The sequence below is a fragment of the Ornithinibacillus xuwenensis genome, assembly GCF_039614845.1.
In the GTDB taxonomy this organism is placed as follows: Bacteria; Bacillota; Bacilli; order Bacillales; family Amphibacillaceae; genus Ornithinibacillus; species Ornithinibacillus xuwenensis.
The window spans coordinates 688,040-704,090 of sequence record NZ_JBDIML010000001.1 but is presented as its reverse complement, the minus strand read 5'-3'; the positions used below and the strand labels follow the sequence as shown (position 1 = coordinate 704,090).

Sequence of the window (16,051 nt, the reverse complement as noted above, 5' to 3'; positions counted from 1 at the left end):
TACGAAATGTAAATTATTCATTGAATATGGTACATGCCGACAATATGTAATGAATGAACTGAAACAATTTTATAGCAAGAGGAGGTGAAAACGTGGGAGACAACTTTCTACTCATCTCCATTTTGCTTGCCTTATTTTTCCTTGTAGTCGGTATTGTTGTTGGTTATCTGATTCGTAAATCTATTGCTGAGGCTAAAATTTCCAGTGCGGAAAATCTAGCAAAGCAAATAGTGGAAGAAGCACATCGAAATGCAGATGCCGCTAAAAAAGAGGCACTTCTTGAGGCAAAGGATGAAAATCATAAACTTCGCCAGCAGACAGAGCAAGAATTACGTGAACGTCGTTCTGAAGTCCAAAAGCAAGAAAGTCGCCTGATGCAAAGAGAAGAAAATCTGGATAGAAAAAGTGAGACACTGGACAAGCGAGAGCTCATGCTTGAAAAACGCGAACAATCGCTTACAGAAAAACAACAACAAATTGAAGAAATGGAAAGCAAAGTGGAAGCAATGTTACAAGAGCAGCAAACCGAGCTTGAGCGCATTTCTGGTTACACTACTGATCAGGCAAGAAGCATTATTTTAGAGCGTATTGAAAAGGAATTAGCACATGAATCAGCGATTATGATTAAGGAAGCTGAAAATCGTGCAAAAGAAGAGGCGGATAAGAAGGCAAAAAATATCCTGTCCTTGGCTTTACAACGCTGTGCTGCAGACCACGTTGCTGAAACTACTGTATCTGTTGTAAATCTTCCAAACGATGAAATGAAAGGTCGTATTATTGGTCGTGAAGGTCGAAACATACGTACATTGGAAACATTAACAGGAATCGATTTAATCATTGATGATACACCAGAAGCAGTTATATTATCTGGTTTTGACCCAGTTCGTAGAGAAACTGCTCGTATAGCTTTAGAGAAACTCGTACAGGATGGCAGAATTCACCCAGCAAGAATTGAAGAAATGGTGGATAAAGCTAGACGTGAAGTTGATGAATATATACGAGAAGTAGGGGAAGAAACAACGTTTGAAGTAGGTGTACATGGTCTACATCCAGATTTAATTAAAATCCTTGGTCGCCTAAAATACCGTACAAGCTATGGTCAAAATGTGTTAAAGCATTCTACAGAAGTAGCATACCTATCTGGTTTACTAGCTGCTGAATTAGGTGAAGATGTAAGGTTAGCAAGAAGAGCAGGATTACTCCATGACATTGGTAAAGCAATTGATCATGAAGTAGAAGGAAGCCACGTTGAAATCGGGAAAGAGCTAGCAATGAAATACAAAGAACACGAGGTAGTCATTAATTCGATTGCTTCTCACCATGGTGATGAAGAGCCTACTTCCGTAATTTCTGTTCTAGTAGCTGCGGCTGATGCTTTATCAGCAGCTCGCCCTGGAGCAAGAAGTGAAACCTTGGAGAATTATATCAAACGATTAGAGAAGCTTGAAGAAATCTCAGAATCGTTTGCAGGTGTTGAAAAATCATTTGCAATCCAAGCAGGAAGAGAAATTCGAATTATGGTTAAGCCAGATGAAATCGATGATATTGATTCGGCACGTATTGCACGTGATATTCGTAAGCGTATTGAAAGCGAGCTTGATTACCCAGGTCATATTAAAGTGACTGTAATTCGTGAAACAAGAGCAGTTGAATATGCAAAATAAAAAAAGCGGAGCATTTGCTCCGCTTTTTATATTCGAAATACAATTATAGCTTTATTTATTAGTGAAGAAGGTCTAAACTATACATAAAATGTACGATAGGATGGTTTTGGAATGAAGATATTATTTATTGGTGACGTCTTTGGATCTCCTGGAAGAGAGATGGTTCAAACATATTTACCAAAATTAAAAGAAAAATACAGACCCAACGCTGTTATTATTAATGGTGAAAACGCAGCATCGGGTAAAGGTATAACGGAAAAGATTTATAAGCAATTCATGGAATGGGGAGCGCAAGCAATTACCATGGGTAATCATTCATGGGATAAAAAAGATATTTTTGAATTTATTGATGACGCAAAAAACTTAGTCCGCCCTGCTAACTATCCAGAAGGGACGCCAGGGAAAGGCTTAACTTTCATCAATATAAACGGTACGGAAATAGCGATTATGAACTTACAAGGTCGTACATTCCTACCAGCAATCGATGATCCTTTTCGGAAGGCAGATCAGTTAATTGAGCAAGCTCAGAAGAGAACCAATATAATTTTTCTTGATTTTCATGCGGAAGCAACTAGTGAGAAACAAGCAATGGGCTGGTATGTAGATGGAAGAGTTAGCGCTGTAGTTGGTACACATACACATACCCAAACTGCCGATAATCGCATTTTACCAAAGGGTACTGCATATATTACAGATGTAGGAATGACTGGGCCGTACGATGGAATTTTAGGTGTTGAACGTGAGGCAGTGTTAAAGAAATTTTTAACAAGCTTGCCCGTTCGATTTGAACCTGATAAAAATGGAAGAAATCAATTAAATGGTATCATCGTAACAATAGATGATGCTAGCGGAAAAGCATCTAAAATTGAGAGAATTATGATAAATGAGGACAATCCATTCCTAGGTTAATAGCTGTTGTTCGTCGGAAATTTGAATTTTTTGAAATCTTGATGCATAATAAGGTTATAAGCTAACGTCTCCAAGAATATAGTAGCAATAGAACTATAATAGGAAATGAAGGAGGTACTAGTAATGGAAATATTAAAAGTCTCAGCAAAATCAAATCCTAATTCAGTAGCAGGAGCACTTGCGAATGTATTACGTGAACGCGGCACAGCGGAAATTCAGGCTATCGGCGCTGGTGCATTAAACCAAGCCGTAAAAGCAGTTGCAATCGCTAGAGGATTTGTTGCCCCAAGTGGAGTTGACCTAATTTGTATTCCAGCCTTTACGGATATCATGATTGATAATGAAGAACGGACAGCAATTAAATTAATTGTTGAACCTAGATAAGTATAGATGTCCTTAATTGTGTTGCGCGATAGCGTAGCACTTTTTTTATAGGTTCATAAGGTTCATATAAAAGAATTACTAGTTGTACTTTAGAAAGTTATGGAAGTAATCATTTATTTTTCCTATTTTATCTATTTCCGATAAATCTAATTGGGTTAGTGCTTTCACAAATATTGTTAAATTCATTGAAAGGCTTTATACTGTAATAATGTAAACCTATATACATAATTAATTTGTTCTAGAATAGAAAGGAGATTGTCTAATGAATGAAAAACAGCGTCTCGAACAAAATCAGATAAAGCAAATTAATCCAACAGACATAAACTCCGAACAGGAGAATATTGAACGAATCAAACAAATGTCCAGTGATGATATGATTGCAAAATACTTTCAAACAAGCTATCAGCCACCAGATTTAAAGAAAGCTAGAAAGCGACGTCGAGAAGAAGTTCAGTTTCATTATGACTTTTCCATTCCTGAGGATATGCAAGAAATTGGAAAAGGGAAGAAGTTCTTGATTCGTACATATGGTTGTCAAATGAACGAGCATGATACAGAGGTTATGGCTGGAATTCTGACAGATATGGGATATGAAGCAACAGCTGATACGAATGAAGCAGACCTAATCTTACTCAATACATGTGCTATTCGTGAGAATGCAGAAAATAAAGTGTTCGGCGAGATTGGTCATTTAAAGCCACTAAAAACTGAGAAACCAGATTTAATTCTTGGGGTTTGTGGTTGTATGTCTCAGGAAGAATCTGTAGTAGACCGTATTATGAAAAAACATCAGCATATCGATTTGGTGTTCGGTACGCATAATATTCATCGTTTACCACACTTAGTAAAAGATGCAATGTTTGGTAAAGCGCAGGTTGTCGAAGTATGGTCTAAAGAAGGAGACATTATTGAGAACCTTCCAAAGGTCCGTAATGGTAAAATTAAAGCATGGGTTAATATTATGTATGGCTGCGATAAGTTTTGTACGTATTGTATCGTACCGATGACTCGCGGTAAAGAAAGAAGTCGTCGGCCAGAGGATATCATACAAGAGGTGCGTCAATTAGCGGCACAAGGCTATCAGGAAATTACCTTACTTGGACAAAATGTAAATGCGTATGGTAAGGATTTCGAGGATTTGGACTACCGATTAGGAGATCTAATGGATGATATTCACAAAATTGATATCCCAAGAGTACGTTTCACAACATCACATCCACGAGATTTTGATGATCATTTAATTGAAGTGTTAGCGAAAGGCGGAAACCTTCTTGATCATATTCACTTACCAGTACAATCAGGTAGTAGTGAAGTGCTAAAACGCATGAATCGTAAATATACGCGTGAAGATTACTTAGAATTGGTACGAAAAATTCGTAAAGCAATTCCGAACGCGACGTTAACGACAGATATTATTGTTGGTTTTCCAAATGAAACCGATGAACAGTTTGAAGAGACAATGACTCTTGTAGAAGAGGTAGGATTTGAAGCGGCATATACCTTTATCTATTCACCACGGGAAGGGACACCAGCTGCAAAGAAAAAAGATGATGTTCCTGAAGAAGTTAAAAAGCAGCGTCTGTATCGCTTAAATGAGTTAGTAAATAAACAATCTGCAGCATCCATGAAGACATATGAAAACAAAACTGTAAAGGTTCTGGTTGAAGGAGAAAGTAAAAAGGATCCGAATGTATTAGCTGGATATACTGAGAAAAATAAACTAGTAAACTTTAAAGGACCTAAATCTGCTATTGGAAAGATTGTAGATGTAAAAATAACCGAAACAAAAACCTGGTCCTTAAATGGCGAAATGGTTGAAAATACAATAGAGGTGAAGTAATTATGGCTGAATTTACAAGAACACAAGTATTAGAAGAAGCTAAGCGACTAGCAGATATGCTTGCAAATACAGAAGAAATTGATCGTTTCAAGCAAGTAGAAGCAAAATTGAACGAAAATAATAAGGTGCAAAAATTAATACAGAAAATTAAAACTCTGCAAAAACAAGCTGTCAACTTTCAGGCATATGAAAAAAGAGAAGCATTAAAACGTATCGAAGAGGAAATTGATCGTCTGCAAGCGGAGATTGATGAAATTCCAATTGTTCAGGAATTCAAAGAATCGCAAATCGTAGTTAACGATGTATTGCAGCTTGTATCTGGTACAATTGCCCGAGAGGTTACTAATAAAGTAATTCAGTCAACTGGCGGGGATCCGTTATCTGGAAAAACTGCCTCTGGTGAAAAAAACAGTATTGGTTGTGACCATTAACGTTAAAAACAAGCAAAAATTAATTTTTTTGCTTGTTTTTTTTATTGCAATAAGCTTGCTAGAACTATCCGTCACAACTGATTTTTGCCCATAATTATTTTTTCTTCTTTATCTTTCGTAGAATCGCTATGCACTTTAGGTATTTGTCTTGCATAAAATGACTATGAAAAAAGAGGAGGTAAACGTAATTATGAGTTTTCTAGATAAAGACTACAGAGAGATTATTACAAAAGCGGTTATTGGCAAGGGAAAAAAATTCACGCAAGCTACTCATTCCATTTCGCCATCACATAGACCTACAAGTATCCTAGGATGCTGGGTTATTAATCATCTATATAATGCAAAGAAAAAATCTGAAGATACTGTTGAAGTTAATGGAAGCTATGAAATTAACATCTGGTATTCTTATAATGATAATACGAAAACCGAAGTAGTAACAGAACGTGTTACCTACACTGATTACATCCCACTTGGAATTCGTGATGATAATTGCATTAATGATGATTACGATGTGATTTGCAAGGTGCTGCAGCAACCAAATTGCTTAGAATGTAGAATTTCCAATCAAGGCTCTAAAATACTTGTAGATATCGAACGTGAATTCTTAGTTCAAGTCCTTGGCGATACAAAAGTATATGTGAGAGTAAAGCAAAAGATTGATAAATTTGATGATGAAGATGAGAGCTGGGATTATGCAGTAACAGAGGATGAGTTAAGCGATTTAAGTCCTGATTTCCTAGAAAGCAGTAGCAATAGAGGAAAAGATTAATCAACTTACGAGGGTATGTTCCTCGTAAGTTTTTTTTGTCTGTTTTCCCTTGTCTCAGCATATCTCTACAATCTAAACAATCGTTGTGGTTCATTTTATGCTATAATTGTAGAATAATATGTAGGTTTTTGGAGGATTTTTCATGGCAAAGTATACACCAATGATGGAGCAATACTTAACAATAAAAGCTGATTATAAAGATGCATTTTTATTTTTCCGTTTAGGTGATTTTTATGAAATGTTTTTTGATGATGCTATTAACGCGTCAAGAGAACTAGAGATTACATTAACGAAGCGTGAAGGGGGACAGGATGACCCTATACCAATGTGCGGAGTTCCGTATCACTCAGCGGCAAATTATATAAAAACTTTAGTTGAAAAAGGTTACAAAGTGGCTATATGTGAACAGGTAGAAAATCCCAAAACGGCAAAAGGGGTTGTGAAACGAGAGGTCGTTCAGCTTATTACACCCGGAACTGTTATGGAAAGTGCTATGCTAAGTGAACGGAATAATAATTATATTGCTAGTCTATCTCATTTCAAGGATGGATCATTTGTAGTAGTTTACTGTGATCTATCGACGGGAGAAAGCAGAATCGCTCAGATCACGTTAGGATTTGATGCAGTTATTCATGAGTTATATAACCAGCCAATTAAAGAGATTGTGGTTTCGTCAAACCTTCCAGAGTCGCTTCAGAAGCAGCTGATGGATAAGCTCCAAATTACACTATCCTATCAAGATGAAGTAACATTTAATGGAGAATATCGAGACCTCTGTGAGAACTTAAACGATGAAAGGCTAATAAAGTCATTCAGTCGTTTATTAAATTATGTACAATATACGCAAAAACGCTCACTTGATCATTTAAAACAAGCCGAAATTATTGAGCTTGACCATTATTTATCGCTAGACATGTATTCAAAACGAAATTTAGAGCTTACCGAGACCATACTTCGAAAAGGAAGACATGGGAGCTTGTTATGGGTATTAGATAAAACTGTTACAGCGATGGGATCTAGAATGCTAAAAAAATGGCTAGAACGCCCATTACTCGATCAGGTTCAAATTAATAATCGGCTAGAGGCAGTTGAAGGGTTTTACCAAGCGTTCCTAGAAAGAGACACCCTACGAGAAAGCCTTAAATCGGTCTATGATTTAGAACGATTAGCAGGAAGAATTGCATTTGGTAATGTTAATGCAAGAGATCTCATTCAATTAAAAAAATCATTAAAGAGAATTCCTGAAATAAAAGAGCTACTTTTGCAATTCGACCATAAACAAATAAGAGATCTCGCTAGCCTACTAGTTTACCCAGAGGAATTAGTGGATACTTTAGAAGCTAGTATCATTGAGGATCCTCCAATTTCTATAAAGGAAGGATCTATTATAAAAGATGGCTTTGACAAACAACTTGATGTTTACCGTGATGCATCTCGAAATGGCAAAAAGTGGATTGCTGAATTAGAACAGAAAGAGAAGCAGGAAACCAACATAAAATCGTTAAAAATCGGTTACAATCGAGTGTTCGGTTATTATATTGAAGTGACCAAAGCAAACCTTCATTTATTACCTGAAGGAAAATATGAACGAAAACAGACACTCACCAATGCTGAAAGGTTTATTACACCAGAATTAAAGGAAAAGGAACAATTAATTTTAGAAGCAGAAGAAAAAAGCGTTGAATTAGAATATAACCTATTTACTGAAATACGAGAACAGATTAAGGATCAAATTCCAAGACTTCAATATTTAGCAGATACAATCAGTAATATTGATGTATTGCAAGCATTTGCAACAGTTAGTGAAGCAAATAACTATAAACGGCCAACCTTTGTAGAGAAAAAGCTAGAAATCAAAAATGGTCGTCATCCTGTTATTGAACAGGTTATGGATGATGGGACATTCGTACCAAATGATATTACTTTAGATGACGATAAAAGTATTCTATTAATTACAGGTCCGAATATGTCAGGTAAAAGTACGTATATGAGACAGCTTGCTTTAATTGCTATTATGGGACAAATTGGTTGTTTCGTACCTTGTGAAGAAGCAGAGTTAATTGTGTTTGATCAAATATTCACGCGTATTGGAGCTGCAGATGATCTTGTCTCTGGCCAAAGTACTTTTATGGTGGAGATGCTTGAGGCAAATCATGCAATTTCTCACGCAACGGAAAGAAGTCTTATTCTTCTGGATGAAATCGGAAGAGGAACGAGTACGTATGATGGGATGGCTCTAGCACAAGCAATTGTTGAACACATTCACCACCATATTCATGCCAAGACACTATTTTCTACGCATTATCATGAATTAACTGCATTAGAAGGTGATTTGCCAAGATTAAAAAATGTTCATGTGCGTGCAGAAGAATATGAAGGTAATGTTGTGTTTCTCCACCAGATAAAAGAAGGAGCCGCAGATAAGAGTTACGGAATTCATGTAGCCAAGCTTGCCAATTTACCAGATAATTTAATCAATCGAGCGAGTATTATCTTAAAGCAACTGGAGAGTAATGATGCAACAGATTCAAAACAGATTGAAGTGGAATCTGATCAATTATCCTTCTTTTCGGAATCCGTTGCGGTAACAAAAGAAAATACCAACAGCGTATCGGAGCATGATGAAGAAATCGTACAACAGTTAAAACAAATTGATTTATTTGAAATGACACCAATTGAGGCGATGAACGAACTTCATCGATTACAAAAGAAAGCAAAACAAAAGCTTTCTCTAAAATAGCAAGAGTAGAAAGGGTTCTTTCTAATGAAAATATTCCAAATGCCAGATGCACTAGCAAATAAAATTGCTGCAGGAGAAGTAGTAGAAAGGCCTGCGTCTGTAGTGAAAGAATTAATTGAAAACAGTATTGATGCTAATAGCTCCTGGATAAAGGTTGACGTTTTAGAAGCGGGATTAGAGCAGATTAAGATAACGGATGATGGTGAGGGTATGGCGGAGGATGATGTCGAAAGAGCGTTCCTGCGTCATGCTACTAGTAAAATCCGAAATGAGTCAGATTTATTCCATGTCAATACGTTAGGATTTCGTGGTGAAGCTTTAGCTAGTATTGCTTCTGTAAGTAGATTATCCATTAAAACATCACAAGGTAATTCAGCAGGAAGCTTATTGTCAATGGAAGGTGGACAAGTAGTTGAGCGGAGTAAAAGCGATGCGAGAAGAGGCACAGAAATCATTGTTTCGGATCTATTCTACAATACTCCAGCCAGGTTAAAGTATATGAAGACCATCCATACGGAGCTAGGACATATTACTGATCTATTAAACAGACTTGCTTTGTCACATCCAGAGATTCGTTTCGAAGCGACTCACAATGGTAAGCCATTATTTAAGACGCCCGGAACAGGCGATATACTTCAAGTGATTGCTCAGATATATGGGATGGGTGTGGCAAGAAAGATGATACCAATACAGGAAGAAACATTAGATTTTAAGATTAATGGATACATTGCCAAGCCAGAGATCACCCGAGCTTCTCGTTCATATATTTCCATTATATTGAATGGGAGATATATCAAAAGTATTCCAGTAACACAAGCGATTATACGAGGCTACCACACGCTTCTACCAATTGGTCGTTCTCCAGTTGTTGTATTATCGATTGAGATGGACCCAATCCTAGTTGATGTTAACGTCCATCCTACGAAATTAGAAGCTAGGTTTAGTAAAGATAAAGAATTATATCGTTTAGTGGAGGATCTGATTCGTTCTACCTTTAGACAAACTCGGCTAATTCCGGAAATTGAACAAAAACAAACAGAAAAACCAACACCTTCCGTTCAAAATTCGTTTGATTTTGATTCCACAAGCTCGAAGGCAAAATTAACACCCGAGCTATCAAAATACCAAAAGACAATTTATCAAAATCAAACTGAGCAGAAAGCTGATCATCAATATCAGCATTTAGTAGAAAATAACTTCCGCGGAAGTAAGGTAGAGGAAACTCAAGAAAAACCTGATTTTCATGAATTGGCGAAGGAATCTATAACTAAGGAAGAGTCTCAGAAAAATATTCAAGTTCCTCAAGATGAACGTGTTCCAAAGATGTATCCAATTGGTCAATTACACGGCACGTATATTCTTGCGCAAAACGATAATGGTTTTTATATGATTGATCAGCATGCAGCACAGGAGCGAATTAAATATGAATTTTTCAAGCATAAGTTAGGTCAAACGTCTAATGAAGTACAAGAATTGCTGTTCCCAATTACCTTTGAATTCTCAAAGCAGGAATCAATTTTTATTGACCATTACAAAACAGAGCTTGAAAAAGTTGGGTTATTTTTTGAAACCTTTGGAAATCAGAGTTACATTATCCGCTCGTATCCAAATTGGTTTCCGAAAGGTTTTGAAGAAGAGGTAATTCGAGAAATGATTGAACAAATCATGCAGGACGAACGAATTAATATAGAAGCTATTCGGGAGGAAGCTGCCATATTAATGTCTTGCAAACGATCCATTAAAGCAAATCACTACTTGAATCATGATGATATGTTTCGTCTTCTGGAGGATTTACGAGGGACAACCGATCCATTTACTTGTCCTCATGGCAGACCAATAATTGTCCATTTTACAACCTATGAACTTGAAAAAATGTTTAAACGTGTCATGTAATAGGTATATTTCCGCTGCACTTCGCAAATGATAATAAAAAAAGGTGGAGTGCAGATGGAAAACCAAAGACTAGTGAATTTTTTAAATCAGTTATTATCAAATCAATTTGTCATGTATGTGAAATTACATCGATATCATTGGTTTATCCAAGGTAGACACTTTTTTCAGCTTCACGCCTTGTTTGAAGAAATGTATTCCAAATTTGCGAGTGATTTAGACACAGTTGCGGAGAGAATTCTAATGATCGATGGAAAGCCTTTAGCAACAATGTCAAAATATCTAAAGGAAGCAACACTCGTAGAAGCGAATGCAGATGATAAAGAAGATGAGATTATGGAACAGTTAATGGAAGATTATAAGCAATTAATCTCTGAAATTCGTGAACAGGGCTTTCATCTTGCTGACGAACGGAGTGATGAGCCGACCAAGGATTTGCTAGTATCACTTCTAGGAAGCTATGAAAAGTACATATGGATGCTATCAGCATATCGTGCATATAAATAAAAAGTATTTAATATCTTAGGGGAATAAGGATGAAACAAAAGGTTATCGCAATTGTTGGACCGACAGCTGTTGGGAAGACAAAGCTTAGTATTGAAGTTGCTAAGAAAATCAATGGCGAGATTATCAGTGGAGATTCCATGCAGGTATATAAGGGAATGGATATTGGAACTGCCAAAATTAAGCCGGAAGAAATGCAGGGCATACCACATCATATGATTGACATCAAAGAGCCCAATGAGGATTTCTCTGTAGCGGATTTTCAATACTACGTACAAAAATATATAAGCGAAATTACTTCGCGAAACCACATCCCAATCATAGTGGGTGGAAGTGGTTTATACATACAAGCAGTACTCAATGATTATAATTTTTCAAATGAAAAGAGGGATGACGCACTAACAAAACAATTAGAGAATGAAATGGAAGAAAGTGGTATTGAGCTACTGTTTAATCGCCTGAAGCGGTTAGACCCTGTCCAGGCATCTCGAATTCATCCAAACAATTACCGACGTGTCATACGAGCCTTGGAAATATATGAAAAGACAGGTCTCACCATGACAGAATACCAGCAGCAACAATCCAAGGACAGTCCATATGACAGTCTGTTAATTGGACTAGAAATGGAACGAGAGCTTTTATATGAGCGGATAAATCTACGAATTGATATGATGATTCGTGACGGTTTATTGGAAGAAGTAAAAGCCTTAATGGAACAAGGATTTGAAAACTATCAATCAATGAAAGCTATAGGCTATAAAGAATTGATTCCTTATTTTAATGGCGAAGCTGCTTTAGAGGACTCCATTCATTTATTGAAACGAAACTCTAGACGATACGCCAAACGTCAATATACATGGTTTAAAAATAAAATGGATGTCAATTGGTATAATTTCAGCGCGTCTAGTATCAACGAGAAATTTTCAGACATTTTTGTTGATTTAGCAGGATTTCTTAATGGATAAGTAGAAATATACAATATAGACAGAAAAGAGGAGGAAATGCGATGGCACAATCTGTAAATATCCAGGACCAATATTTGAACCAATTAAGAAAAGAGCATATTTCGGTTACTGTATTCTTAACAAATGGGTTTCAATTACGAGGTATCGTCAAAGCATTTGACAACTTTACAGTTTTACTGGAGACAGAAGGGAAACAGCAATTAATTTTCAAACATGCTATTTCCACATTTGCACCAGCTAAAAATGTAAATCTTGATAAAGAATAAACTGTAACGAACGCTTTTTTAGCGTTCGTTTTTGGTTGTGTAGCAGCGTATAGGCATTTGTCACACCTTTAACCTGGTAAACGTATACTATGGTGACTAAGGAGTGATGAAGTTGGGAACTCAAAGGATTCATAATAAGAATAGTCAAATCAATATTGTATTACATGATAACAAACCAACGAAAATTGAACATGAAAAACATAATCAATATATGGCAAAAGATCCCTTTTCTCATATCGATCAGGAATTAGCAAACTTTGTTGGGATGGAAACTTTAAAACAAAAAATTAAAGAGATTTATGCGACTATCATCATTAATGAGAAAAGAAGTGAGATGGGTCTTTCGAATACGAAACAAGTGCTGCATATGTTATTTAAGGGAAATCCAGGAACAGGAAAAACAACAGTAGCTAGAAAACTAGCAAAGATATACTTTGATATGAAGCTATTATCAAAAGGCCATTTCATCGAAGCGGAAAGAGCAGACTTGGTGGGAGAATACATTGGTCAAACGGCGCAAAAAACAAGAGCATTAGTACAAAAGGCTCTAGGTGGTATCTTATTTATTGATGAAGCTTATTCATTGGCTCGTGGTGGAGAAAGAGACTTTGGTAAAGAAGCAATCGACACACTTGTCAAGCATATGGAGGATAATGGCGATGATTTTGTGCTCATCTTAGCGGGTTATCCATATGAAATGGAACGTTTTCTAACTCTAAATCCTGGCTTGAAATCTAGATTTCCATTTATATTAGAATTTCCTGATTATGAGGTTGATCAGCTAATGGAAATTGCAAGACAAATGGCAGGAGAAAGGGAATATCAATTATCCAAGGATGCAGAGTGGAAATTACGAAATTTCTTATACAAACAAAAAAATAATACTGATAGAAATTTTTCAAATGCACGATTTATTCGGAATGTTGTAGAGCATTCCATACGAATGCAAGCTGTGAGGTTGCTTTATCAGGATAATATTTCTACAGATGAACTAATACTATTAACAGGAAATGATCTCCGATTAGATAATATCGAATCCGTTTGGTCTTAAGCTATACATTTCTGAATGATAATACACTAATGATGAAAGCTTGATTAGAGAGAGGTAATGAATTTATGTACGAAGAAAAAATACTAGTAATTGCAGTAAAAAAACCCAATCAGCTAGAGGACTATTTTGAATCATCCCTAGAAGAACTTGTATCCTTGGCCGATACAGCAGGAGGAAAGGTTGTTACCGTTGTTACCCAAAACAGAGATCGTCTCCACCCTGCTTATTATATTGGTGAAGGAAAGATGGCAGAAATTAAAGATACGATTGAAGAGAACGAGATTGATTTAGTCATTTCCAATGATGAGTTATCTGCTGGTCAATCAAGAAATCTTAGTGAATTTTTTGAGAGGCGTGTTATTGACCGAAGTCAGTTAATCTTGGATATATTTGCGGCTCGAGCACGTACTAAAGAGGGAAAGCTTCAGGTAGAATTGGCTCAACTCCAATATATGTTGCCTAGATTACACGGTCAGGGTACACAACTATCACGGTTAGGTGCAGGAATTGGAACCCGTGGACCAGGTGAGACGAAATTAGAGACGGATCAACGACATATTAGACGAAGAATTGATGATATAAAAAGAAGATTACAGCAGGTTGTTAAACAGCGTGAGCAATACAGAAAGCGCAGAAAAACGAATGAAGTTTTTCAAATTGCAATTGTTGGTTATACCAATGCTGGTAAATCCACCATATTTAATCGTTTAACAGACAGTGATTCACTAGAAGAGAATAAATTGTTTGCTACACTTGATCCATTAACACGAAAAATCCAATTGCCATCTGGTTTTCAATCTTTGTTAACAGATACGGTAGGTTTCCTCCAACAGCTACCAACGTCACTAATTGCTTCATTCCGTTCGACTCTGGAGGAAGTAAAAGAAGCTGACTTTATTTTACATGTAGTCGATGGCTCACATCCGGATAATGAGCAGCATCAGGATACCGTATTAAAGCTGTTAGATGAACTAAACAGTAGTTCCATTCCAATGCTTACAGTTTACAATAAAAAGGATTTAATAAAAGAGGATTTGATCCCGATGAGCCGCCCTTATATTGTGATTAGTGCGCTTTTAGAGGATGATTTAAACCGATTACTTCATAAAATCGAGGAAGAGATAATAATAAACTGGGAATCCTTCCTAATTAATCTGGGAGCGGATGAAGGACAATTGCTCAATCGCTTTGAGCATGAGACAATACTTAAAGAAAAAGTATATGAAGAAAGTTCAGAAACATATAAGGTAAGCGGATATATTCGACCTGATCATCCGCTCCAAGGCATAGTAAAGGAGAAATCATCGAAACATGATTGAGCAATTAGCAGCACAAGCAGAAAAAGACATACGAAGTATTCATGATGAAATCAATCAAACTGTAGAGGTAAATCAGAAACGAGTATTAGAAGCCTTTAAAAAAAATCGGGTAAGTGATAGCCACTTTAATTCAACAAGTGGCTATGGCTATGATGATATAGGACGGGATACGTTAGAAGCTGTTTATGCAGAAGTTTTTGGTGGAGAATCAGCAATTGTAAGACCGCAGCTAGTATCAGGTACTCATGCAATCACAACGGTATTATATGGATTACTAAGACCTGGCGATGAACTTATCTACATTACCGGTAAGCCGTATGACACCTTAGAAGAAGTGATTGGGACAAGAGGTGAAAATACAGGTTCGTTAAAAGAATTCAATATTACATATAAGGAAATAGGGTTAACCGACAATGGCTCGGTTAATTATTCAGAAATAAGAAATGCAATAAATGAAAATACAAAGATGATAGCCGTTCAGCGTTCTAAAGGATACGCAGATCGACCTTCCTTTCAAGTGGACGAGATTGCTGAAATGGTTGATTTTGTTAAGGGAATACGTGAAGATCTTATCGTATTTGTAGATAATTGCTATGGCGAGTTTGTTGAGGAAAAGGAGCCGCTTCATGTTGGAGCTGATATTATTGCGGGCTCTCTTATTAAAAACCCAGGTGGTGGAATTGTACGAGCTGGTGGTTATATCGTTGGAAAAGAAGAATTGGTAACATTATGTGCTTATCGTTTAACTGCACCTGGTTTAGGGAAAGAAGTAGGTGCAACCTTTAATTTACTACAGGAGATGTACCAAGGATTTTTCTTAGCGCCTCATGTTGTTGGAGAAGCACTTAAAGGGGCAGTGTTTACCTCTAGATTTCTAGAATTGTTAGGTTTTACGACCATGCCTCACTATCAGGAAAAGCGAACCGACTTAATACAAGCTGTCACCTTTAATACCGCAGATCAAATGGTTGCGTTTTGCCAAGCTATACAAAGGAATTCACCAGTAAATTCTTTTGTTACTCCATATCCTAGTGAAATGCCTGGATATGAGGATGATGTTATTATGGCAGCAGGTACTTTCATACAAGGTTCTAGTATTGAATTATCAGCTGACGGTCCAATAAGAGCACCTTTTACTGCGTTTGTGCAGGGTGGTCTAACCTATTCACATGTAAAAATCGCTTTAAAAGAAGCAGTAGCAGCACTTCATACGAAAAAGAGTTCTTAGGAGCTCTTTTCTTTTTGGTGTTAGGTTACCTAACAATGTATTGACACAATACATAACATCAATTATAATAAACCTAGATGAAAGGGAGGTC

The 16,051-nt window shown here is 36.6% G+C and carries 14 protein-coding genes; all 14 read left to right on the top strand.

Annotation, left to right across the window (positions count from 1 at the left end; translation table 11 throughout):
- Positions 1-92: 92 nt before the first annotated feature.
- The 14 genes from rny to ABC228_RS04120 all read left to right on the top strand — a co-directional run bounded on the left by rny (position 93) and on the right by ABC228_RS04120 (position 15,960).
- Positions 93-1,664, top strand: coding sequence for a ribonuclease Y (gene rny, locus ABC228_RS04185; protein ID WP_345823826.1), 1,572 nt, complete (start codon positions 93-95; stop codon positions 1,662-1,664).
- A 111-nt stretch (positions 1,665-1,775) separates the two neighbouring features.
- Positions 1,776-2,573 (top strand): TIGR00282 family metallophosphoesterase, encoded by a 798-nt coding sequence (locus ABC228_RS04180; protein ID WP_345823825.1) that lies wholly within the window; start codon positions 1,776-1,778, stop codon positions 2,571-2,573.
- 123 nt (positions 2,574-2,696) lie between these two features.
- Complete coding sequence (gene spoVS / locus ABC228_RS04175) at positions 2,697-2,957, top strand: stage V sporulation protein SpoVS (protein ID WP_010093295.1); 261 nt, start codon at positions 2,697-2,699, stop codon at positions 2,955-2,957.
- 262 nt (positions 2,958-3,219) lie between these two features.
- On the top strand, positions 3,220-4,797 hold the full coding sequence (miaB, locus tag ABC228_RS04170; protein WP_345823824.1) for a tRNA (N6-isopentenyl adenosine(37)-C2)-methylthiotransferase MiaB: 1,578 nt from the start codon (positions 3,220-3,222) through the stop codon (positions 4,795-4,797).
- A 2-nt stretch (positions 4,798-4,799) separates the two neighbouring features.
- Positions 4,800-5,228, top strand: a complete 429-nt coding sequence (locus ABC228_RS04165) for a YlbF/YmcA family competence regulator (protein WP_345823823.1) — start codon at positions 4,800-4,802, stop codon at positions 5,226-5,228.
- 190 nt (positions 5,229-5,418) lie between these two features.
- Positions 5,419-5,997 carry an outer spore coat protein CotE gene (gene cotE / locus ABC228_RS04160; protein ID WP_345823822.1) on the top strand — a complete coding sequence of 193 codons (579 nt, stop codon included), beginning with the start codon at positions 5,419-5,421 and terminating at the stop codon, positions 5,995-5,997.
- A 142-nt stretch (positions 5,998-6,139) separates the two neighbouring features.
- Complete coding sequence (gene mutS, locus ABC228_RS04155) at positions 6,140-8,737, top strand: DNA mismatch repair protein MutS (protein WP_345823821.1); 2,598 nt, start codon at positions 6,140-6,142, stop codon at positions 8,735-8,737.
- Positions 8,738-8,761: 24 nt separating this feature from the next.
- Positions 8,762-10,630: a DNA mismatch repair endonuclease MutL gene (gene mutL, locus ABC228_RS04150; protein ID WP_345823820.1), complete on the top strand. Its 1,869-nt coding sequence runs from the start codon at positions 8,762-8,764 to the stop codon at positions 10,628-10,630.
- Positions 10,631-10,684: 54 nt separating this feature from the next.
- A complete protein-coding gene (locus ABC228_RS04145) occupies positions 10,685-11,134 on the top strand; it encodes a Dps family protein (protein WP_345823819.1) in 450 nt (149 codons plus the stop codon).
- A gap of 29 nt (positions 11,135-11,163) precedes the next feature.
- Positions 11,164-12,096, top strand: coding sequence for a tRNA (adenosine(37)-N6)-dimethylallyltransferase MiaA (gene miaA, locus ABC228_RS04140; protein WP_345823818.1), 933 nt, complete (start codon positions 11,164-11,166; stop codon positions 12,094-12,096).
- Positions 12,097-12,137: 41 nt separating this feature from the next.
- Positions 12,138-12,362 carry an RNA chaperone Hfq gene (gene hfq, locus ABC228_RS04135; RefSeq protein ID WP_345823817.1) on the top strand — a complete coding sequence of 75 codons (225 nt, stop codon included), beginning with the start codon at positions 12,138-12,140 and terminating at the stop codon, positions 12,360-12,362.
- A gap of 112 nt (positions 12,363-12,474) precedes the next feature.
- Positions 12,475-13,413: a stage V sporulation protein K gene (gene spoVK, locus ABC228_RS04130; RefSeq protein WP_345823816.1), complete on the top strand. Its 939-nt coding sequence runs from the start codon at positions 12,475-12,477 to the stop codon at positions 13,411-13,413.
- Positions 13,414-13,478: 65 nt separating this feature from the next.
- Positions 13,479-14,732: a GTPase HflX gene (hflX, locus tag ABC228_RS04125; RefSeq protein ID WP_345823815.1), complete on the top strand. Its 1,254-nt coding sequence runs from the start codon at positions 13,479-13,481 to the stop codon at positions 14,730-14,732.
- On the top strand, positions 14,725-15,960 hold the full coding sequence (locus tag ABC228_RS04120; RefSeq protein ID WP_345823814.1) for a methionine gamma-lyase family protein: 1,236 nt from the start codon (positions 14,725-14,727) through the stop codon (positions 15,958-15,960). Before hflX ends, ABC228_RS04120 begins: the two co-directional genes overlap by 8 nt.
- Positions 15,961-16,051: the final 91 nt, after the last annotated feature.